The sequence below is a fragment of the Streptomyces sp. NPDC060028 genome, from assembly GCF_042736725.1.
Classification (GTDB): domain Bacteria; phylum Actinomycetota; class Actinomycetes; order Streptomycetales; family Streptomycetaceae; genus Streptomyces.
Genome location: NZ_JBHWVJ010000030.1, coordinates 51,531 through 71,209 on the forward strand (window position 1 = coordinate 51,531; position 19,679 = coordinate 71,209).

20 protein-coding genes and 1 pseudogene are annotated in these 19,679 nt (G+C 69.3%); 15 read left to right on the top strand and 6 right to left on the bottom strand.

Annotated elements, in window-relative coordinates; translation table 11 throughout:
- The first annotated feature begins 27 nt into the window (after positions 1-27).
- From ACFWBF_RS17275 to ACFWBF_RS17295, 5 genes are read left to right on the top strand one after another with little or no spacing between them, the layout of a single operon-like run.
- A complete protein-coding gene (locus tag ACFWBF_RS17275) occupies positions 28-1,659 on the top strand; it encodes an ABC transporter substrate-binding protein (RefSeq protein WP_385601885.1) in 1,632 nt (543 codons plus the stop codon).
- Complete coding sequence (locus ACFWBF_RS17280; protein WP_385601888.1) at positions 1,656-2,618, top strand: ABC transporter permease; 963 nt, start codon at positions 1,656-1,658, stop codon at positions 2,616-2,618. Before ACFWBF_RS17275 ends, ACFWBF_RS17280 begins: the two co-directional genes overlap by 4 nt.
- Entirely contained in the window at positions 2,615-3,478 is an 864-nt protein-coding gene (locus ACFWBF_RS17285) for an ABC transporter permease (RefSeq protein WP_385601891.1), read from the top strand. The genes ACFWBF_RS17280 and ACFWBF_RS17285 overlap by 4 nt, the downstream gene beginning before the upstream one ends.
- A complete protein-coding gene (locus ACFWBF_RS17290; RefSeq protein WP_385601894.1) occupies positions 3,475-4,419 on the top strand; it encodes an ABC transporter ATP-binding protein in 945 nt (314 codons plus the stop codon). Before ACFWBF_RS17285 ends, ACFWBF_RS17290 begins: the two co-directional genes overlap by 4 nt.
- The gene (locus tag ACFWBF_RS17295; protein WP_385601897.1) at positions 4,416-5,216 is read left to right on the top strand and encodes an ABC transporter ATP-binding protein; all 801 of its coding nucleotides are present in this window, start codon (positions 4,416-4,418) and stop codon (positions 5,214-5,216) included. Before ACFWBF_RS17290 ends, ACFWBF_RS17295 begins: the two co-directional genes overlap by 4 nt.
- Positions 5,217-5,540: 324 nt before the next feature.
- On the opposite strand, the gene ACFWBF_RS17300 is transcribed toward ACFWBF_RS17295, so the two are convergent.
- The 3 genes from ACFWBF_RS17300 to ACFWBF_RS17310 form a co-directional block, all read right to left on the bottom strand.
- Positions 5,541-6,998 carry a catalase gene (locus ACFWBF_RS17300; RefSeq protein ID WP_385601983.1) on the bottom strand — a complete coding sequence of 486 codons (1,458 nt, stop codon included), beginning with the start codon at positions 6,996-6,998 and terminating at the stop codon, positions 5,541-5,543.
- A 228-nt stretch (positions 6,999-7,226) separates the two neighbouring features.
- Positions 7,227-8,126 carry a 2-hydroxy-3-oxopropionate reductase gene (locus ACFWBF_RS17305; RefSeq protein WP_385601900.1) on the bottom strand — a complete coding sequence of 300 codons (900 nt, stop codon included), beginning with the start codon at positions 8,124-8,126 and terminating at the stop codon, positions 7,227-7,229.
- 75 nt (positions 8,127-8,201) lie between these two features.
- Positions 8,202-9,035 carry a TIM barrel protein gene (locus ACFWBF_RS17310; protein ID WP_385601903.1) on the bottom strand — a complete coding sequence of 278 codons (834 nt, stop codon included), beginning with the start codon at positions 9,033-9,035 and terminating at the stop codon, positions 8,202-8,204.
- A 126-nt stretch (positions 9,036-9,161) separates the two neighbouring features.
- Here ACFWBF_RS17310 and ACFWBF_RS17315 point away from each other — a divergent pair, with 126 nt between their 5' ends.
- The 7 genes from ACFWBF_RS17315 (at position 9,162) to ACFWBF_RS17345 (ending at position 15,064) form a co-directional block, all read left to right on the top strand.
- Positions 9,162-9,428 carry a thiamine-binding protein gene (locus ACFWBF_RS17315; protein ID WP_385601906.1) on the top strand — a complete coding sequence of 89 codons (267 nt, stop codon included), beginning with the start codon at positions 9,162-9,164 and terminating at the stop codon, positions 9,426-9,428.
- Complete coding sequence (locus tag ACFWBF_RS17320; RefSeq protein WP_385601909.1) at positions 9,425-9,808, top strand: helix-turn-helix domain-containing protein; 384 nt, start codon at positions 9,425-9,427, stop codon at positions 9,806-9,808. Before ACFWBF_RS17315 ends, ACFWBF_RS17320 begins: the two co-directional genes overlap by 4 nt.
- A 154-nt stretch (positions 9,809-9,962) precedes the next feature.
- Entirely contained in the window at positions 9,963-10,484 is a 522-nt protein-coding gene (gene uraD, locus ACFWBF_RS17325; protein ID WP_385601912.1) for a 2-oxo-4-hydroxy-4-carboxy-5-ureidoimidazoline decarboxylase, read from the top strand.
- Between the two features lie 2 nt (positions 10,485-10,486).
- Positions 10,487-10,876 carry a hydroxyisourate hydrolase gene (uraH, locus tag ACFWBF_RS17330; protein WP_385601914.1) on the top strand — a complete coding sequence of 130 codons (390 nt, stop codon included), beginning with the start codon at positions 10,487-10,489 and terminating at the stop codon, positions 10,874-10,876.
- Position 10,877: 1 nt separating this feature from the next.
- A complete protein-coding gene (gene pucL / locus ACFWBF_RS17335) occupies positions 10,878-11,801 on the top strand; it encodes a factor-independent urate hydroxylase (protein WP_385601917.1) in 924 nt (307 codons plus the stop codon).
- A 190-nt stretch (positions 11,802-11,991) separates the two neighbouring features.
- Positions 11,992-13,395, top strand: coding sequence for an 8-oxoguanine deaminase (locus ACFWBF_RS17340; RefSeq protein WP_385601920.1), 1,404 nt, complete (start codon positions 11,992-11,994; stop codon positions 13,393-13,395).
- A 268-nt stretch (positions 13,396-13,663) separates the two neighbouring features.
- On the top strand, positions 13,664-15,064 hold the full coding sequence (locus ACFWBF_RS17345; RefSeq protein ID WP_385601924.1) for a nucleobase:cation symporter-2 family protein: 1,401 nt from the start codon (positions 13,664-13,666) through the stop codon (positions 15,062-15,064).
- 109 nt (positions 15,065-15,173) lie between these two features.
- Here the strand turns inward: ACFWBF_RS17345 and ACFWBF_RS17350 are convergent, their stop codons facing one another.
- Entirely contained in the window at positions 15,174-15,779 is a 606-nt protein-coding gene (locus ACFWBF_RS17350) for a 3'-5' exoribonuclease domain-containing protein (RefSeq protein WP_385601928.1), read from the bottom strand.
- Positions 15,780-15,952: 173 nt separating this feature from the next.
- Here ACFWBF_RS17350 and ACFWBF_RS17355 point away from each other — a divergent pair, with 173 nt between their 5' ends.
- Positions 15,953-16,336, top strand: a complete 384-nt coding sequence (locus tag ACFWBF_RS17355; RefSeq protein ID WP_385601931.1) for a VOC family protein — start codon at positions 15,953-15,955, stop codon at positions 16,334-16,336.
- A 66-nt stretch (positions 16,337-16,402) separates the two neighbouring features.
- On the opposite strand, the gene ACFWBF_RS17360 is transcribed toward ACFWBF_RS17355, so the two are convergent.
- A complete protein-coding gene (locus ACFWBF_RS17360) occupies positions 16,403-16,828 on the bottom strand; it encodes a hypothetical protein (RefSeq protein ID WP_385601934.1) in 426 nt (141 codons plus the stop codon).
- A gap of 157 nt (positions 16,829-16,985) precedes the next feature.
- The gene (locus ACFWBF_RS17365; RefSeq protein WP_385601937.1) at positions 16,986-18,440 is read right to left on the bottom strand and encodes a ribonuclease catalytic domain-containing protein; all 1,455 of its coding nucleotides are present in this window, start codon (positions 18,438-18,440) and stop codon (positions 16,986-16,988) included.
- Between the two features lie 176 nt (positions 18,441-18,616).
- Here ACFWBF_RS17365 and ACFWBF_RS17370 point away from each other — a divergent pair.
- Both ACFWBF_RS17370 and ACFWBF_RS17375 read left to right on the top strand, forming a co-directional pair.
- Positions 18,617-18,952: pseudogene (locus ACFWBF_RS17370) on the top strand (IS701 family transposase); the annotation flags it as partial.
- 211 nt (positions 18,953-19,163) lie between these two features.
- Positions 19,164-19,574, top strand: coding sequence for a VOC family protein (locus tag ACFWBF_RS17375; protein WP_385601941.1), 411 nt, complete (start codon positions 19,164-19,166; stop codon positions 19,572-19,574).
- The last annotated feature ends 105 nt before the right edge of the window (positions 19,575-19,679 follow it).

The window sequence follows — 19,679 nt, forward strand, 5'->3', positions numbered from 1 at the left end:
CCGGGCCCCCTCCGCCAAGGAGCGTGCATGCCGATCCCCTCACGGCGCCGCCTGGCCGGCCGCGCCGCCGCCGTCCTCGCCCTGATCCTCACGGGCGCGGGCTGCGCGGCCCCGGCCGGTGGCGCCGGCGCCACCGGAACACACCTCTCCACCGCCACACCCCCCGCCCGCGGCGACATCGACGGCTTCACCTGGGCCCTGTACGCCGAACCGCCCGTCCTCGACTACCTCTACGCCTTCGACTACCCGCAGAACACCGTCCTCGCCAACGTCTGCGAATCCTTGATGCGCTGGACCCCGCAGCTCACCATGGAGCCGGGCCTCGCCGAGAAGGCCTCGAACCCCGACCCCACCACCTGGGTCTACGACCTGCGCCCGAACGTGCGCTTCCACTCCGGTGCCACCCTCACCGCCGACGACGCCGTGGCCAGCCTGAACCGGCACCTCGACCCCGAGCTGGGCTCGTACTGGGCCGAGGACTTCAAGAACGTCGACTCCATAGAGAAGACCGGCCCGCTCCAGGTCACCGTCCATCTCAAGGGCCCCGACGCGCTGTTCCCGCAGGCCATGGCCAACTCCGCCGGCACCGTCGCGAACGCCGCCACCATGCGGGAGCAGGGCGAGAGCTTCGGCACCGCCGACGGCGGCCTCGACTGCACGGGCCCGTACCGGCTGGGGGAGTGGGAGCAGGGCCAGTCCCTGCGCCTGGACCGCTTCGACGGCTACTGGGGCCGACGGGCCAGGGCCGGACACGTCACCTTCCGCTTCCTGCCCGACTCCGCCGCCCGCACCAACGCCCTGCTCACCGGTGAGGTGGACGGCTCCTTCGCGGTCCCGCCGGAGTCCCTGTCCCGGTTCCGCGCCGCCGACAGCGGCCGGCTCTACGCGGGGGAGAACCTCACCAACATCAACCTCGCGGTCGCCGATCTGGGCGGCACCCTCGGCGACGTCCGGGTCCGCCGCGCCCTGATGCTGGCCCTGGACCGCGAGGGCTTCGCCAAGGGCGCCATGCGCGGCGCCGCCTTCCCCACCGGCTCGCTGGTGGCCAAGGAGACCTGGCGCGGCGTCCCGCCGGAGCAGATCGCCGGCCAACTCGCCGCGCTGCCCCCGGTCCAGCGGGACCTGGAGCAGGCGAAACGCCTGGTCGAGGAGGCCGGAGCGCGCGGCAAGAAGGTCACCGTCGCCTCCAGCCCGCTCGGCCCGGACGTCTCGCTCCTCGCCCTCGCGGTCCAGGACGCCGGCCGCCGGATCGGCCTGGACGTGGAGATCCGCACGATCGCGCCCGACGCCTTCACCGCGCTGTTCTCCGACGCCGAGGCCCGCAAGGGGCTCGACCTCTTCCCCTATACCTACTACTTCTCGATCACCGACCCGCTGAGCCTGTACGCCAACTTCCGCACCGGCCAGTTCGAGAACTACAGCGGCTACAGCGACCCGGGGTACGACGCCGTCGTGGACGAGGCGAACGCCGAGTACGACCCGGCCAAGCGCGGGGCCATCACCGCCCGGCTGGCCAGGATGGCCGCCGACGAGGCCGTGTGCCTGCCGGTCGCCGAATACCCGGGGACCGTCTTCCTGAACAAGCGCATCACCGGCGCCCCGACGACGATCTCCTACATGTACTACCCGTGGGCCGCTGAAGTGGGGGCTTCTTCATGAACCCGGGCGTGATCCGCTTCCTGCTGAGACGTTTCGGCGAACTCCTCGCCACCCTCCTCATCGCCTCGTTCCTCGTCTACTCCTCCATCCGCCTCGCCCCCGGCAAGCCCGAGACCTTCCTGCTCGGCGGCCGCGGAGCCAACCCCCGGGCGCTGGCCGCCATCCGCGAGCACTACCACCTCGACGACCCGTTCTTCGTGCAGTACGGGAAGTGGCTCGCGGGGGCCGTCACCGGAGACCTCGGCACCTCCGTCCAGTACCGCAGCGATGTCCTCGACCTGGTCTCGGCCCGGATCCCCGTCACCCTCGCCCTGATCGGAATGTCAGCCTCCCTCGTCATCGCCGGCGGTCTCCTGCTCGGCCTGCTCGGCGCCGTCCGCGGCGGCCGCACCGACCGGGCCGTGCTCGTGGCCACCTCGGTCGCCGTGGCCACCCCCTCCTTCATCGCCGCGATCCTGCTGCTGTCGCTGTTCTCGGTGCGGCTCGGCTGGTTCCCCGTACTCGGCAGCGGGGACGGCTTCCTCTCCACCCTCCGCCACCTCGCCCTGCCGGCCGTGGCCCTGGCCCTGCCCTTCGTCGGGGTCCTGGCCCGCGTCACCAGGGCGGCCCTGTTGGAGCAGTTCGCCCAAGACCACGTCACCGTCGCCCGCAGCCGGGGCGTGCCCGAGCGGACCGTCGTACGCCGCCACGTGCTGCGCGGCGCGCTCGGCACGGTCGTCACCCAGGCCGGGCTCGCCCTCTCCGGGCTGATGGTCTGCACGATCCTCGTGGAATCCGCCTTCGGCCTCGGCGGGCTCGGCGAGTTCCTCGCCAAGTCCGTCACCGTCAAGGACTTCCCGGTGGTCCAGGCGATCTCGCTCCTGACCATCGCGCTCTTCGTCCTCGTCAACCTCGCCGTCGACCTCGTCCACCCCCTCATCGACCCCCGGGTCCGGCTCGGCGCGAGGAGCTCCGAATGACCGCACTGCTGCTCCGGCCGCCCTCGACGAGACCCGCCCGCAAGGCCCGTACCGGCGGCTCCTGGCTCTACCGCGCCTGCCTGGGTTTCGCCGCCCTCGTCGTCCTGACCGCCCTCGCCGCGCCCTGGCTCGCGCCGCACGACCCGAACGCCGTCGACTTCGGCGCCTCCCTGGCCAACCCCACGCCCGATCTGCCGCTCGGCGGGGACATCAGCGGCCGCGACACCCTCTCCCGCCTGATCGCCGGCGCCCGCACCTCCCTGCTCGGCCCGCTCGGGGTCGTCGCGCTGTCCACCCTGCTCGGCGTGGCGATCGGAGTCACCGCCGCCTGGCGCGGGGGCTGGCTCGACGCCCTGCTCTCCCGGACCAGCGAACTGCTGCTCGCCTTCCCCGGACTGCTCCTGGCGATGCTGCTCGTCTCCCTCTACGGGCGCGGCCTGATCGCCCCGGTGGTCGCGCTGTCCCTCGCGTACACCCCGTTCGTCAGCCGGCTCGCGCGCAGCCTCGCGCTCGCCGAGGCGGGCAAGCCGTACCTGGCGGCGTACCGGGTCCAGGGGTTCTCCGGGCTGCGGATCTGCGTACGCCACCTCGTCCCGAACATCGCCCCGGTCGTCCTCGCCCAGTCCACCGTCAACTTCGGCTACGCGCTCCTGGACCTCGCCGCCCTGTCCTTCCTCGGCCTGGGCGTGCCCCCGCTCACCCCCGACTGGGGAGCCATGATCAACGACGGCCAGTCCGCGATCCTCGAAGGGGCGCCGCTCTCCGCGCTCGCCCCCTGCCTCGCGGTGATCCTCACCGTCGTCGCCTTCAACGTCGTCGGCGAACGCCTCGCCGACCGGGTCGCAGGGAGAACCGCATGAGCCCGAGCCCCGCCCCCGTGCTGGAAGTGCGGGGGCTCCACCTCACCCTCCCGGGCCTGCCCCGCCCGGTCCTCGACGGGGTCGACCTCGGCGTCGGCGCCGGCGAGACGGTCGCCCTCGTGGGGGAGTCCGGCTCCGGCAAGTCCCTCACCTCCCGCGCCGCCCTCGGCCTGCTGCCGCCCGGCGCGACGGCCCGCGGAACCGTACGGGTCGCCGGCGAGGACGTGCTGACCATGGCCCCGGACCGGCTGCGCGCCGTCCGCGCCGGCACCGCCTCGATGATCTTCCAGGACCCCCGGGCCGCCATGAACCCGCTGCGGCGCCTCGGCGACTTCCTCACCGAGGGCGTGCGGTACACCTCCGCGAAGGCCCCCGACGGCCGCCTCGCCGAACTCCTCGACGCGGTCGGCCTGCCCGCGCGCGTCATGCGCCAGTACCCGCACGAGCTCTCCGGCGGCATGCTGCAACGCGTCATGATCGCCGCCGCGCTGCTGCCCGGCCCCCGGCTGCTGCTCGCCGACGAGCCCACCACCGCCCTCGACACCACCACCCAGGCCGAGACGATCGCCCTCCTCGCCCGGCTGCGCGAACGCGAGGGCTGCGGACTGCTCTTCGTCACCCACGACCTCGAACTCGCCGCCGCCATCAGCGACCGCGTCTACGTCATGTACGCCGGCCGCATCGTGGAGACCGGCGGGGCCGCGAGCCTCTTCGCGCACCCCCGCCACCCCTACACCCGCGCCCTGCTGGCCGCGACCCCGCGCCCGCAGGCCCCGCCCGGCCCACTGCCCGCCATCCCGGGCCGTCCGCCGGACCTGCGCACGGTCCTCGCCGGATGCGCCTTCACCCCGCGCTGCGCCCGGGCCACCGAGCTGTGCGGCGCCGAGGTCCCGGCCCCGCACGCGGGCGTGGCCTGCCACCACTCGGAGGCCCTGCTGTGACCACCCCGGTACTGGAAGTACGCGGACTGCGCCGTACGTACGGCGCCACGCGCGCGGTGGACGACGTGTCCTTCGCCGTCCCGGCGGGCGGATCGCTGGGCATCGTCGGCGAGTCCGGCTCCGGCAAGACCACCACGGCCCGCATCGTGACCGGCCTGGAGCGGGCGGACGCGGGTGAGGTCCGGGTACGGGGAACCCTGCGCGAGCCCGCGGTACGCGGCCGCGCGGCCAGGCTGAGCAGGGCGCGGGAGGTCCAACTGGTCTTCCAGGACCCGCTGCTGTCCCTGGACCCCCGGGTCCCGGCGGGCGAGGTGCTGCGGGAGACCCTGCGGCTGCACTTCCCGGGCCGCGACCCCCGCCCGCGGATCCGGGAGCTGCTGGACCAGGTGGGCCTCGGCGAACGCGAGTCGCATGCGCGCCCCCGCGAGCTCTCCGGCGGCCAGCGCCAGCGCGTCGCCATCGCCCGCGCCCTGGCCGTGGAGCCCGCGGTACTGGTGCTGGACGAGGCGGTGGCGGCCCTGGACGTCTCCGTACAGGCGCAGATCCTCAACCTGCTGGCCGAGATCCGGGCCCGCACGGGGATCGCGTACCTCTTCATCACCCACGACCTGGGTGTCGTACGGGCGGTGACCGACTCCCTGGTGGTCATGAGCTCCGGCCGGATCGTGGAACGGGGCCCGACGGCCGGAGTGCTGGCCGCCCCGGAGCACGAGTACACGCGGCTGCTCCTGGACTCCGTACCGCGGCCCGGCTGGGACCCCGAGGCCATCGCGGCCCGCAGACCAGGCCGGACATGACAGAGCGCCGGGTCACGGGACCGTCCGTGACTCGGCGCTCTGGTTTGTTACCGCCCGACGGAGCGAGGCTGGCGCGACAGGACGTTCGCACCGCCGGGCGGAGTCAGGAGTTGGCCGGGACCGTGGCGGGCGGCGACGAGAACTCCGGCTTCGTCTCCCTCAGGTCAAGAGACGGGCCTCGGAACCCATTACCACCGCACTGGCTCGCACGCCCGCCACGGTCCTCGTCCTGCCCTCGCTGCGTACCACCCCTCATCCGGGCAAGCAGCTCGGGCTGGTACCCGGGGCCTGACCTCCCGTCAGGCCCCCGGTACGTTTGTGGGCTCAGGCGTCGCGCAGGGCGCGGACGGCCTCCTCGACGCGCTTGCCGTAGTCGGCGTCGGCGGCATGGAAGTGAGCCAGGTTCTTCTCGATGACGTCCTCGAGGGTGACCTGAGACAGGCCGCCGGCGATGTTCGCCACCAGGCGCTGCTTCTCGGCCTCCGACATCAGGCGGTAGAGCTCACCGGCCTGGAAGAAGTCGTCGTCCTTGTTGTGGGCCGGGGCCTCGTGGGTGCCCGTGTAGCCGGAGACGGCCTTCGGGGCGCCGAGCGCCAGACCGGTCTCGGCCGGACCCTGGTACGAGTTGGGCTCGTAGTTCTTGTCGTGGCGCGAGCCGTTGCGCAGCGCCATGACGCCGTCGCGGCCGTAGTTGTCGGCCTTGGCCGCCTTCGGGGCGTTGACCGGCAGCAGGGTGTGGTTCACACCGAGGCGGTAGCGCTGGGCGTCGGCGTACGCGAAGAGGCGGCCCTGGAGCATCTTGTCCGGCGAGGCGGTGATGCCCGGGACGAAGTTGTTCGGGGAGAAGGCGGACTGCTCGACCTCGGCGAAGACGTTGTCCGGGTTGCGGTCGAGGACCAGACGGCCCACGCGCTGCAGCGGGTAGTCGCTGTGCGGCCACACCTTGGTGAGGTCGAACGGGTTGAAGCGGTAGTCCGCGGCCTCGGCGGCGGGCATGACCTGGACGTACAGGGTCCAGCTCGGGTTCACACCGCGTTCGATGGCCTGGAGCAGGTCGGTCTGGTGCGAGTTGGCGTCCTTGCCGACGAGCTCGGCGGCCTGGTCGCCCGACAGGCAGCGGATGCCCTGGTTGGTCTTGAAGTGGTACTTGACGAAGAAGGCCTCGCCCTGGGCGTTGGTCCACTGGTACGTGTGGGAGCCGTAGCCGTTCATGTGACGGTACGACGCCGGTATACCGCGGTCACCCATCAGCCAGGTGATCTGGTGCGTCGCCTCGGGGGCGTGCGCCCAGAAGTCCCAGACGTTGTCCGGCTCCTGCTTGCCCGTGAAGGGGTCGCGCTTCTGGGAGTGGATGAAGTCGGGGAACTTGATCGGGTCCTTGATGAAGAACACCGGGGTGTTGTTGCCGACGAGGTCGTAGTTGCCCTCTTCGGTGTAGAACTTCAGCGCGAAGCCGCGCGGGTCGCGGACCGCGTCCGCGCCACCCAGCGAGTCGGCCACGGTGGAGAACCGCAGGAAGGTCTCGGTCTTCTTGCCGACCGTGTTCAGGAACGCGGCGCTGGTGTACGCGGTGACGTCGTCGGTCACCTCGAAGTGGCCGTACGCGGCCGAACCGCGGGCGTGCACCACGCGCTCCGGGATGCGCTCACGGTTGAAGCGGGCAAGCTTCTCAAGGAGCTGCTGGTCCTGGACCAGCAGCGGGCCACCGACGCCGGCGGTGGCGGAGTTCTGGTTGTCGGCGACCGGGGCGCCGGACTCGGTCGTCAGCGTGCGCTTCGACATGGTGACCTTCCGTACGGGTAACTGCCGACGGAAAGTGTCTTCCGTCATGCGGAACAGCCTAATTTCGGCAGGAACTAAACGTCAACAGTTTGTTGAACAAAGAATGGGGAGAGGTGATCCGGACGGTGCCGGCGCTTGGGCGCGACAGGACAGGTGTCAGCACCGGCACCATCCGGAAACTCAGGCCCCCGTGAGGGGGAGGTGCGGCCCGGCATGCGGGCCGCCGGCTCAGATCTGGGCGCCGGAGAGGCGCTCGACCGCGCGGAGCAGGGCGGAGTGGTCCAGGCCGCCGTCACCCTGGGCGCGCAGCGAGGCGACCAGCTGGGCGACGACCGCGCCGACCGGAAGGGCCGCGCCGACGTTGCGGGCGGCGTCGGTGACGATGCCCATGTCCTTGTGGTGCAGGTCGATCCGGAAACCGGGCTTGAAGTCGCGGTTCAGGAAGTTGTCCTTCTTGCGGGTCAGGACCGTGGAGCCGGCCAGACCGCCGTTGAGGACGTCCAGCGCGGCCTGGAGGTTCACGCCCGACTTCTCGAGGAAGACGACGGCCTCGGCGCACGCCTGGATGTTGACCGCGACGATGAGCTGGTTGGCGGCCTTCACCGTCTGGCCGGAGCCGTGCGGACCGCACAGGACGATGGTCTTGCCGAGGGTCTCGAGGACCGGCAGGGCCTCGTCGAAGTCGGCCTGCTCGCCACCCACCATGATCGACAGAACGGCCTCGATGGCGCCGGCCTCGCCGCCGGACACCGGGGCGTCGATGACGCGGATGCCCTTGGCGGAGGCGTTCTTCGCGAGGTCGATCGAGGTCTGCGGGGTGATCGACGACATGTCGATGATCAGCGCGCCGGACTTCGCGTTCTCGAGGATGCCGTTCTCACCGTAGGAGATGGCCTCGACCTGCGGGGAGGCGGGCACCATCGTGATGACGATGTCGGCGTCCTTGACGGCCTCGGCGATCGAGCCGGCCGCGGTGCCGCCGGCGGCGGCCAGGCGCTCCAGCTTGTCCTGCTCCAGCGTGAAGCCGGTGACCGGGTAGCCGGCCTTCAGGAGGTTCTCGGCCATGGGGGAGCCCATGATGCCGAGCCCGATCCAGGCGACCGACGGGAGCGCAGTGGGGTTGCTCATGATGAGGGTCCTTCTCTTAATGCTCTGTACGAAAAGTTCGTGAGGTGCCTGGCTGATCGCCTGGACTTTGTCCGCCTACTTCGCGGCGCGGGCCTCGGCCGGCAGCCACTCGAAGGAGGCGGCAGCGTCGGCAGCCTTGTACTCCAGGCCTACGTAGCCTGCGTATCCGGCCTTCTTCAGCTGGTCGAGCAGCTCTTCGAGGGGCAGCTCGCCGGTGCCGGGGGCACCTCGTCCGGGCTTGTCCGCGATCTGGACGTGACCGGTCTTGGCGGCATACTTTTCGATGACCTCGGAGAGGTCCTCATCGTTCATCGCCAGGTGGTACAGGTCGAGCAGGAACTTGGCGTTCCCGAGGCCGGTGGCCTCGTTGACCTTGTCCACGACCTCGATGCCGGCCGGGGCGCTCACCAAGGGGTAGAGCGGCGACTCGGGCTTGTTGAGGGTCTCGATCAGGAGGATCGCGCCGACGCGGTCCGCGGCCTGAGCCGCCACGACCAGGTTCTTCAGCGCGAGCTCGTCCTGGACGGCCGGGTCCACACCCTCGACGCGGTTGCCGTAGAGGGCGTTCAGCGCCTTGCATCCGACAGAGGCCGCGAAGTCGGCGGCCACGTTGATGTTGGCGTTGAAGCGGTCCGATTCGTCACCGGGGACCGATACCGCACCGCGGTCCGGGCCCGGCAGCTGCCCGGCGTAGAAGTTCAGGCCCACCAGCTGGGTGCCGGCGTCCTCAAGAGCCTTCTTGAGGGCGTCGAGCTCCGTCTGAGCGGGGGTGGGGGTCTCGATCCAGGGCCACCACAGCTCGACCGCGTCGAAGCCCGCCGCGGCGGCTGCCGCGGGACGCTCCAGAAGCGGGAGTTCCGTGAAGAGGATCGAAAGGTTCACATCGAAGCGCTGGTCCGTGTATCCCATGAGGGGTGTGCGCTCCTTCCGTATTGCGGAAGTTAGTTTCTGCTTGATGGAAGACTGCATGGGCTTCCTCGTGGATGTCAAGTGCGAACTGCCGGAAAATCGTGACCGCGGGGTAGCTTGACCTGCGTGCGATTGAGAGTGGAGTTCACGACCGAGCCCTTCGATCTCGAAGAGGCCCCCGCCCATGCCGTGGCCGCTCGCGAGGTCATTCAGAAGGCGCAACTGGACGCGGTGGACGTCGGCCCGTTCGGCAACACCGCCGAAGGTGAGACCGATGCGGTCCTCGGCGCGGTGTCCGCGCTGCTGCGGGGCGCCCTGGAGGCCGGAGCGACGCGCGTCTCGCTCCAGGTCAATGTGATCGGGGAGGACATGACCGGGGAGGACACCCCATGACCGAGCCCCGCGACCACCCGTTCGTCACCGCGGTCAAGCCGCTGGTGGACGCGATGGGCGGCGAGCTGATGGATCCCGCCCTGGCGCAGCCCGACGACGTCGTGCTCACCTGGGAGGGCCAGGACCTGCTGGCCGTGCGCCTGCCCCAGCTCTCGGAGTCGCTGGACCACATCCTGGCCGCGCTGGAGCGGCGGCACGGCGTACCGTTGTCACAGCTCGACCGGAAGTCCAAGCAGGACGTGGTGCGGATACTGGAGGCGCGTGGCGCCTTCTCCGTGCGGCATGGTGTGGAAACGGTCGCGGGAGCCCTGGGTGTAAGCCGCTTCACGGTCTACAACTACTTGAACAGGGAAAACCCCAACAAAAACAACCAAGAGTGAAACCGTTCTGACCCACTGTGACGAGCCGCCGCCCAATTCATCCGGGCGGCGGCTTTTGTGTACGGGAAGTTTCAACAAAGTGTTGACGCCGTGTTGTCGAGGGCGTTAGCTATGCGCAGCCCGTCAAAGCAACAACAGGCCACGGAGGCCTACCGTGACTTCGAGTCCGACCCCGGGTCTCACCCGGTTCAACGCCTTGGACGACAGCGCGGCCACGGCCGAGCTCCACGAGGTGTGCGCCAGCTCGGCATGGGGGAGCAAGTTGCTCGCCCGGCGCCCCTTCGCCAGCGTCGAAGCCCTGTTTTCGGCCAACGAGACCGCCATGGCGGAGCTCACCGCCGAGGACCTCGGCGAGGCGATGGGAGGCCACGCGCCGATCGGCCGGCCGAAGCCGGGAGACCCGACCTCCGCCCGCGAGCAGCGCGGCATGGCCGGTGCCTCGGAGGAGCTCAAGAGCGAGCTCCTCGAACTGAACCTGGCGTACCAGGAGAAGTTCGGCCACGTCTTCCTCATCTGCGCCACCGGTGCGACCGGCGCGTTCATGCGGGACGCGGTCAAGGTCCGGATCGACAACTCGCCGGAGCAGGAGCGGGAAACCGCCCGCGGCGAGCTCGTCAAGATCAACAAGATCCGCCTGACCCGCCTCGTGGAACTCGCAGAAGAAGAAGGAGCGTGAGCATGAGCACCCAGACCACCGCGTCGGTGTCCACGCACATCCTGGACACCAGCATCGGCAAGCCCGCCGAGGGCGTCGCAATCTCCCTGTCGGCCCGTACGGGTCCGGGCGGCGAGTGGGCGACCCTGGGCGGCTCCGCCACCGATGCGGACGGGCGCTGCAAGGACCTGCCGGCGCTGCCGGAGGGCACCACCCACGTACGTCTCGACTTCGAGACCGAGACGTACTTCGCCAAGAAGCAAGCCGAGGCGCAGCAGGACGCCCCCCGCGTAAGGGACAGCGGTGCGTTCTTCCCGGAGGTCACCATCACCTTTGCGGTGAACCCGGGCGAGCATTACCACGTACCGCTGCTGCTCAACCCGTTCGGCTACTCCGTTTACCGAGGGAGCTAGCATGGCCACGATTCTGGGCCAGAACCAGTACGGCAAAGCAGAGAACCGCGTCGTCAAGATCACGCGGGACGGCGACACCCACCACATCAAGGACCTGAACGTCTCGGTCGCCCTCTCCGGCGACATGGACGACGTCCACTACTCCGGCTCGAACGCCAACGTCCTGCCGACGGACACCACCAAGAACACGGTGTACGCCTTCGCCAAGGAACACGGCATCGAGTCCGCCGAGCAGTTCGGCATCCACCTGGCGCGCTGGTTCGTGGGCAGCCAGGAGCCGATCCAGAAGGCGCGCATCCGGATCGAGGAGTACTCCTGGGACCGGATCGCCACCTCGGACGCCAACTCGAAGTTCATCGGCTCCGACGAGGTGAACCACTCCTTCGTCCGCCAGGGCATGGAGACCCGCGTCACCCAGATCACGTACGACGGCAAGAACTGGGAGGTCATCTCCGGCCTCAAGGACCTGGTCGTCATGAACTCCACGAACTCCGAGTTCTGGGGTTACGTGAAGGACAAGTACACGACGCTGAAGGAGGCCTACGACCGGATCCTGGCCACCCAGGTGTCGGCTCGCTGGCGCTTCAACTGGTCGGACGACGAGCAGCGGATGCCCAACTGGGAGAAGTCCTACGCCGAGACCCGCAAGCACATGCTGCAGGCCTTCGCGGAGACCTACTCCCTGTCGCTGCAGCAGACCCTGTACCAGATGGGTTCGCGCATCATCAACCACCGTTCGGAGATCGACGAGGTCCGCTTCTCGCTCCCGAACAAGCACCACTTCCTCGTCGACCTCGAGCCCTTCGGTCTCAAGAACGACAACGAGGTCTACTTCGCCGCGGACCGACCGTACGGTCTGATCGAGGCGACGGTCCTGCGCGACGGCGTCGATGCCCGTATCCCCGTGGACATGACCAACCTCTGATGCGGCACGCGCGTCCCGGGGCTCCGCAGTGGCCCCGGGACGGCGCGACACCCTTCAACTTCCTGAATCGGCACCCGGACGCAACACACGGGGCGGCAGTACTGTCAGCTGTCAAGGCCCCCGGCTCCGGCACTCAAATCCCCAGGGCTTTGCCGTGCCCGCACCGCCACTGAAAGCACGAGGAAGTCCCATGGCAGCATCGGCAGCCCATGACAGCGCCGTAGAGCGCATCGTCATCGAGAACTGTGCGATTGCGACCGTCGACGCGAACGACACCGAGTACGCCTCGGGCCACGTGGTCGTCGCCGGCAACAAGATCGAGTCGATCGGTGCGGGCAAAGCCCCCGAGAAGCTCGACAATGTGGTCCGCCGCATCGACGGCACGGGTCACCTCGTCACCCCGGGTCTGGTCAACACCCACCACCACTTCTACCAGTGGATCACCCGTGGTCTGGCCACCGACCACAACCTCTTCAACTGGCTCGTCGCGCTGTACCCGACCTGGGCGCGCATCGACGAGCAGATGACGTACACGGCCGCCCAGGGCTCCCTGGCGATGATGGCCAAGGGCGGCGTCACCACCGCCATGGACCACCACTACGTCTTCCCCAAGGGCTCCGGCGACCTCTCCGGCTCGATCATCCGCGCCGCGTCCGAGATGGGCGTACGGTTCACCCTCGCCCGCGGCTCGATGGACCGCAGCGAGAAGGACGGCGGCCTGCCGCCGGACCACGCCGTCGAGACCCTCGAGGGTGCGCTCGCCGACACCGAGGCGACCGTCAAGAAGCACCACGACTACTCCTTCGACGCGATGACCCAGGTCGCCGTCGCGCCGTGCTCCCCCTTCTCGGTCTCCACCGAGCTGCTCAAGCAGGGTGCCGAGCTGGCGCGCCGTCTGGGTGTGCGCATGCACACGCACGGCTCCGAGACCGTCGAGGAAGAGCAGTTCTGCAAGGAACTGTTCGGCATGGGCCCGACCGACTACTTCGAGTCGACCGGCTGGCTCGGCGAGGACGTGTGGATGGCGCACAGCGTCCACATGAACGACTCCGACATCGCCGCGTTCGCCCGCACCAAGACCGGCGTCGCGCACTGCCCGTCCTCCAACGCCCGTCTGGCCGCCGGCATCGCCCGCGTCCCGGACATGCTCGCCGCCGGTGTGCCGGTCGGCCTCGGCGTGGACGGCACCGCCTCCAACGAGTCCGGTGAGCTGCACACCGAGCTGCGCAACGCGCTGCTGATCAACCGTCTGAACCCGGTCCACCGCGAGCGCGCCCTGAACGCGCGCCAGGCCCTGCGCCTGGGTACGTACGGTGGCGCCCAGGTCCTCGGCCGTGCCGACAACATCGGCTCGCTCGAGGTCGGCAAGTGCGCCGACCTGGTGATGTGGAACCTGAGCACGCTGGCTCACTCCTCCATCGCCGACCCGGTCACCGCGCTCGTCTTCGGCGCGGCCGCCCCGGTGACCCTGTCGCTGGTCAACGGCAAGCAGATCGTCGAGAACAACCGACTCCTCTTCGCCGACGAGGACGCCATCGCCGTGTCCACGCGGGAAGAGGCCCAGCGCCTCGCGCGGATCTCCGCGCAGGCCTGATCCCACGGAGTCCGGCCGGGGGGGACGGCCCCCGGCCGGAGGCCGCGGACCCGAGCGGGGTCCGTGGCAGCCGTTCCCGGGTAGCGCCTGAGCAAAACCAAGGGCGCCCCCGGGGGCGGTGACTCGTGCCACCGGCTTGACCAGCGCGGAACCGACTCGGGCGAATCGTTTCTGCCATAACTGAAAACAGGCTCGACTCGCACAGCTTTCGCACCACCTCCATGACACCCACGTCCCTGCCGACGTGTCTAACCGACCGGAGGAAGCCGTGGCAGCAACGCCCAGGTTTCGCAAAGATGCAGTCGCAGTACCGCAGGTCTCCGGGGAGAAACACCCTGTCGACGAGACCTTGCCGCCGCTGAAGATGGTCACCAGTGGACTTCAGCACGTGGCCGCCATGTACGCGGGTGTCGTGGCCCCGCCCATGATCGTCGGTCCCGCCGTCGGACTCTCCGCCACCGAGACGGCCTTCCTGATGGGCGCCTCGCTCTTCACCGCAGGGCTCGCCACCCTCCTCCAGACCCTCGGGTTCTGGAAGATCGGCGCCAAACTCCCCTTCGTCAACGGCGTTTCCTTCGCCGGTGTGACCCCGATGATCGCGATCGGCAAGGGGGAAGGGGCGGACGCCGTCCCCGTCATCTTCGGCGCGATCATCGTCGCCGGGGCGATCGGCTTCTTCGCCGCCCCCTACTTCGGCAAACTCGTCCGTTTCTTCCCACCGGTCGTCACCGGCACGGTCATCACGCTGATCGGCGTCTCGCTCCTGCCGGTGGCCTTCAACTGGTCACAGGGCGGCAACCGCACCGCCACCGACTACGGCTCGATGAAGAATATCGGCATGGCCGCGCTCACCCTGGTGATCGTCCTGCTGATGCGCAAGTTCCTGACCGGCTTCCTGCAGCAGATCTCCATCCTGCTCGGCCTGGTCGCGGGCACGCTCATCGCGATACCGCTGAAGATGGTCAGCTTCGACGCCGTGCGCGACGCGTCCGTAGTCGGTTTCCCGACCCCGTTCCACTTCGGCGCCCCGCAGTTCCAGGTCGCCGCCATCGTCTCGATGTGCATCGTCATGCTCGTCTGCATGACCGAGTCCACCGCCGACATCCTGGCACTGGGCAAGATCGTCGGCCGTCCGGCGGACGCGAAGACCATCGAGGGCGGCCTGCGCGCCGACACCCTCGGCAGTGCGCTCAGCCCGCTGTTCAACGGCTTCATGTGCAGCGCCTTCGCCCAGAACATCGGGCTCGTGGCGATGACCAAGGTCCGCAGCCGCTTCGTCGTCGCCGCCGGCGGCGGCATCCTGATCCTGCTGGGCCTGTGTCCCATGGCCGCCTCCGTCATCGGCGTGGTCCCGCTGCCGGTCCTCGGCGGCGCGGGCATCGTCCTGTTCGGCTCGGTCGCGGCCAGCGGCATCCAGACCCTGGCCGGAGCGGCCATGGAGCAGGGGGAGAACGCCCTGATCGTCGCCGCCTCCGTCGGGATCGGCCTGATCCCGATCGCGGCGCCGGGCTTCTACCACGCCTTCCCGAAGGACCTGCTGGTCGTCCTCGACTCCGGCATCAGCACCGGCTGCGTGGTGGCCATCGTGCTGAACCTGGCCTTCAACCACCTCGGCGCCGGCAAGAGCGGAGCCCGCGCCGTCGGCCCGGATCCGGTGCCGGTGCACTGACCGCGCTCCCGGCCGCGCCCGCGGATCCCACGGCGGTGCGTACGCCACCCACTGCGGGTGTGGCGTGCGCACCGCCGTATCCGCGCCCTGCCGGGGGACTTGCAGTGGGTCAGTCCGCCGTGCCGACCGGGGGAGTCCACAGCATCAGGTTGCTCATCAGGTCGGCCTGCTCGATCGCGTCGTCCAGCGCGTGGTGGGTGTGCGGGCGGCGGGAGAGCAGTTCGCGGGGCATCCGGCCCTTGACGGCCGCGCGCAACGGGACGCCGGCCTTGGTCGCGTACAGGGTCTTCATGTCCAGAGCGCCGGAGTGGCCGAACGGGCTGTCGCCGCCGAACCGCATCAAGTACCAGTACAGGAAGGTCCAGTCGAAGGAGGCCGGGTATCCGCACATCACCGGCTGGGCCCCCACGGACACCTCGCGCACCCATGCGCGGAACTCCGCCATCGCCGCCGCCGGTTCGGCGCCCTCGCTCGCCAGCCGGTCCCGGTCGAGCCCGCTCACGGCCAGCGCCGCGGGCACGTACTCCTCGCTGATCGGCCGCAACTCCCGGTAGAAGGTGTCCCGTTCGGGATCGGCGGCCGTATACGAAGCGCCGTCCTGCCGCCCGGCGACGGCGGCCCCGAAGCTGATCATCGAGTACGGCCCGGGGATGGGTCCGTCGGCTTCGATGTCGACGGAGATGTAGAGACTGGGACGTGCGGTACGGGCTGCCATGTGCCAGAGCATGACAGCCGGGTACCGGGTCGTTCACCGGGATTTACGCGCGGGCACGCACGGCATGCACGGTAGCCGGGCTCCCACCGCCCGTGGACCCGCCGACCGGTCGACGGGCGGCGCGGCCGGGGGGAGTATGGAGAGCAGGGGTGCGCCGGAGCGAAGGAACGGTCATGTTCGAAGACGCCAAGGCATTCAGCGGATTCTCGGTCGATGACATCGGCAAGGCCAAGGAGTTCTACGGCCAAACCCTCGGTCTGCGCGTTTCGGGGGAGGACAAGGGCATGCTGTTCCTGCACTTCGCCGGGGACACCAGGGTCCTGGTCTACCCGAAGGACAACCACGAGCCCGCGAGCTTCACGATCCTCAATTTCCCCGTGGACGACGTCGGGCAGGCCGTCGACGCGCTCACCGCGCGTGGTGTCCGGTTCGAGCGCTACGAGGGGTTCGACATGGACGACAAGGGCATCGTCCGGCAGGAGGGCGACAGGCCGTCCATCGCATGGTTCAAGGACCCGGCGGGCAACGTCCTGTCCGTGGTCGACCGAACCCTCTAGGCGTGTCTTCCGGTGGTGCGGCGACACCGGACCGGCTCCGCCATCCGCAGTCGCCGCACAATCCGGCTAGAGCTTCGCGATGTCCTTGTGGACCACTTCGACGCCCCCGTCGTGGTAGGCGGCCAGGCGCACCTTGAGCTGATGGCCCTTGGGCGCCTTGATGATCTGGTTGAGGGTCTCCTCCAGACTGCCGCCGTGACACGCAGGCTCGGAGTTGAGTGCCGTCCAGCCGTCTCCCAGGTCCTTCGGGTCGTTCCACTCCACCCAGACGCAGTCGGGCTGGCCGGAGAAGGCCCGCAGCGAGATGATCTTGACCGAGTTCACCGCGCCGTCGACGCGCTCGTAGGTCACGGTCGCGGAATTGTGGTGGAGGCCGGTACCGGCCTCCAAGGGGACCGTGCTGGCCACGGTGTCGGCAGCGGCCGGAGCCGCTCCTCCCGCTATCGTCGCGGCCACGACCGCGACGGTGACAGACAGGGCAGATATGCGCATGTTCCGTCTCCACAAGGCTAGTTGAGGAGATGCACCCTATCCGGGCATGCGGATGCCCGCTCCGACGGTATCCGTCAAACGGTGGCCGGAATCGGGTCCTCTCTCACCACCGCCCCGGCGGCACGACCCGGTCGTGCCGCCGAAGCCCCTCGCCTGGCTAAGGCACGGTGAAGAGGACCTTGTCGTCGTCTGATGAGGGGTCCGCCCGCTTGAGCCTGGCCCTGACGCTCGCTCCGAGCAGGAGGCTCTGGCCGTTGGTCGAGGTGACCTTGGCCAGCACCGCCGGGTCAGCCAGGTACACCTTGCCCTTGAGGGGATCGTTCCGCTCCGCGTCGGTGTCGATGACGGCAGCGTCGAACACCTCGCCCACGCGGTGCATGAGCACCGCGGCCTCGGCCAGGTCCACGGTCTGCCGGTCCGCGGCACCCCCCTTCCCCCGTGCCATGTCGCACGGCAGGCAGTGCAGGGCGTCGAGCACCCACTTCGGCGGGGCTTGGTCCGCGCACGCTGCCACGCACAGCTCACCGGTGTACCGGTCGACCAGGCGGCGCAGCGGAGCCGTGCAGTGGGCGTACGGGGCCGCGATCGCCGCGTGCATCGTGTACTCCGGCGTCTGGTGGTCGCGGAAGATGGTGTATTCCGCCTTGAGCATCGTGGTGGTGGCCTCGGTGAGGAAGGCCATGTGCTTCTGCTTCTTCGGATCGAGCTTGCGGACCAGCGCGGCGTACGAGACACCGGGGTCCCAAACGATGTCCAGGTGCTTTGCGATCTCGTGCAGGCGGCTGACCACATGCTGGTCGGCCTGCTCCTTCTGGGTCCGCAGGATCCCCGTACCGCTGTCGATCATGATCTGGGACGCGGCCATTCCGGTCACGAGGGAGATCTGCTCGTTCCAGCCCTCCACCGGCAGCGTCGCCACGTAGCTCAGCCGGAACGATCCGTCTTCGAAGGTGACCTCCTGATCCGGCAGGTTCACCGAGATGCCCCCACGCGTGATCTCGACGCTCTCCCGCAGCTTGCCGATCTCCCGCAGCAGTGCGACGGACTCCTCGGCCGTGCCGTCCTCGATGGCCTGCTGGACGCCCTGGTAGCTGAGTTTGGCCCGGCTGCGGACCATGGCCCGGCTCACGGACGATTCGGTCACGTTGCCCTCGGCGTCGAGGTCGTGCTGCCACAGGAGAGCCGGCCGGTCCTTCTCCGGCAGCAGGCTGGCCGCATCCTCGGAGAGCACGGGCGGGTGCAGGGGCACCTTGAGGTCGGGGAAGTAGAGGGTCTCGATCCGGTCATGCGCCTCGGCGTCCAGGGGGCTGCCAGGCCTGACGAAGGCGGCCACGTCGGCGATGGCGTAGTACACGCGGTAGCCGCCGCCGGGCCGCCGCTCCAGGTGCATGGCCTGGTCGAGGTCCTTGGAGGTCGGCGGGTCGATCGTGAAGAACGGCAGGTGGGTGGCGTCCTTGTGGTGCAGTTCCGGTTGGGCCGCTGCCTTGTCGGCCGCTTTGAGTACGCGCTTGGGGAAGGCCACAGGAACCTTCAGCTCCGCGCGGAGCTCCACCAACGCGGAGCGCAGGGTGTCCAGGGCCTCGTCAGACATGTGCATCGGGCGGCGTCTCATGCCCCGAGCGTAGGTCGACGGTCGCGGACCGGCACGGCGAGCGGGTCCGTGCGGCGGAGCGGCCCGTACGGACCGGGGGTGACGGTGGACGCGCGGGAAGGGGGCATCGCTCCGCTGGAGCGGAAGAACGGCTGGACACTTGCCGAGGAGGCCGGGCATGCGGGTCCGGACCGGATCCGCCGGCTGCTGAACAGAAGTGGAAACGTCGTTCCTGCGGCAGCGGGGCTCATGGCCCGCGCGTCTACGACTGGGCGAGGGTCGAGGTCCGCCCCTGGCACCGCGAGGACCGACGCCATTCCCCGGCCGAGACCACACTCGACGAGCTCATCCGCATCGCCGGCGCCCGGTGGGCGGTCGAGGAATGCTTCCCGACCGCGAAGCAGGAATGCGGCCCGGACGACTACCAGGTCCGCCGCTACGACGGCTGGCACCGCCACATGACCCTGGCCATGGCCGCCCACGCCTGCCTCACCGTCCTGCGGGCCCGCGAAATCGACACCGGGAACGCTTGATCAGCCGTCTCACCCGGCCCCGCCCGAGCATCGACCACGTCCTGCACTGGTCACACGGGCGCCGCAGACGACAACACCAGCCCGCACCAGCCACTACGAACAACGCGGCCACACACCACCAGAAGCCAACAAACCATCACAGCAAACACCGTTGCAGTACCAGGGGCTGTCTCGAAGTCCGGCTCATTTGATCTTGTGGCAAGATCGCGGGATGCTACGACTAACCGACTTCATCATCGATTGCCCGGACACGATGGAGCTGGCAGCCTTCTACTCCGAGGTGACGGGGCTCCCGGTCAAGGAGGGCAGTAACGAGAACTGGGCCGGTATCCAGTTCGGCGAGATCGAACTGGCCTTCATCCAGGTGGAGGACTACCGCGCCCCGCAGTGGCCCGACGGCGAGCACCCCAAGCAGTTCCACCTCGACTTCGAAGTCGACGACATCGAGGCCGAACAGCGCCGCGTCCTGGCCCTAGGAGCGACCCTGCAGCGGGACTGCACCGGCCCCGACGGCTACGGCTTCCGCGTCTACGCCGACCCCATCGGCCACCCCTTCTGCCTCTGCCGCAACAAGGGTGTCATCTGGACCGATCAGGGCCCCATCTGGCCCAAGCGCGACTAGTAGGCCGTGTTTCGAAGTGAGTGAGAGCTCGTGGCCACCTTGGCGGTGACGCGGCGGTTCGATGTGACCGACGCACAGCGGGCGAGCCTGGAGCCGTTGTCACCT

Excerpts from the sequence above, each read along its gene's own strand:
- ACFWBF_RS17305 (WP_385601900.1), bottom strand. The coding sequence starts at position 8,126 with ATGAGCAACCCCACTGCGCTCCCGTCGGTCGCCTGGATCGGGCTCGGC.
- ACFWBF_RS17355 (WP_385601931.1), top strand. The coding sequence starts at position 15,953 with ATGTTCGAAGACGCCAAGGCATTCAGCGGATTCTCGGTCGATGACATC.
- ACFWBF_RS17285 (WP_385601891.1), top strand. The coding sequence starts at position 2,615 with ATGACCGCACTGCTGCTCCGGCCGCCCTCGACGAGACCCGCCCGCAAG.
- uraH (WP_385601914.1), top strand. The coding sequence starts at position 10,487 with ATGAGCACCCAGACCACCGCGTCGGTGTCCACGCACATCCTGGACACC.
- ACFWBF_RS17360 (WP_385601934.1), bottom strand. The coding sequence starts at position 16,828 with ATGCGCATATCTGCCCTGTCTGTCACCGTCGCGGTCGTGGCCGCGACG.
- ACFWBF_RS17375 (WP_385601941.1), top strand. The coding sequence starts at position 19,164 with ATGCTACGACTAACCGACTTCATCATCGATTGCCCGGACACGATGGAG.
- ACFWBF_RS17320 (WP_385601909.1), top strand. The coding sequence starts at position 9,425 with ATGACCGAGCCCCGCGACCACCCGTTCGTCACCGCGGTCAAGCCGCTG.
- ACFWBF_RS17275 (WP_385601885.1), top strand. The coding sequence starts at position 28 with ATGCCGATCCCCTCACGGCGCCGCCTGGCCGGCCGCGCCGCCGCCGTC.
- ACFWBF_RS17310 (WP_385601903.1), bottom strand. The coding sequence starts at position 9,035 with ATGGGATACACGGACCAGCGCTTCGATGTGAACCTTTCGATCCTCTTC.
- ACFWBF_RS17300 (WP_385601983.1), bottom strand. The coding sequence starts at position 6,998 with ATGTCGAAGCGCACGCTGACGACCGAGTCCGGCGCCCCGGTCGCCGAC.
- ACFWBF_RS17290 (WP_385601894.1), top strand. The coding sequence starts at position 3,475 with ATGAGCCCGAGCCCCGCCCCCGTGCTGGAAGTGCGGGGGCTCCACCTC.
- ACFWBF_RS17280 (WP_385601888.1), top strand. The coding sequence starts at position 1,656 with ATGAACCCGGGCGTGATCCGCTTCCTGCTGAGACGTTTCGGCGAACTC.
- ACFWBF_RS17340 (WP_385601920.1), top strand. The coding sequence starts at position 11,992 with ATGGCAGCATCGGCAGCCCATGACAGCGCCGTAGAGCGCATCGTCATC.
- ACFWBF_RS17350 (WP_385601928.1), bottom strand. The coding sequence starts at position 15,779 with ATGGCAGCCCGTACCGCACGTCCCAGTCTCTACATCTCCGTCGACATC.
- ACFWBF_RS17365 (WP_385601937.1), bottom strand. The coding sequence starts at position 18,440 with ATGAGACGCCGCCCGATGCACATGTCTGACGAGGCCCTGGACACCCTG.
- pucL (WP_385601917.1), top strand. The coding sequence starts at position 10,878 with ATGGCCACGATTCTGGGCCAGAACCAGTACGGCAAAGCAGAGAACCGC.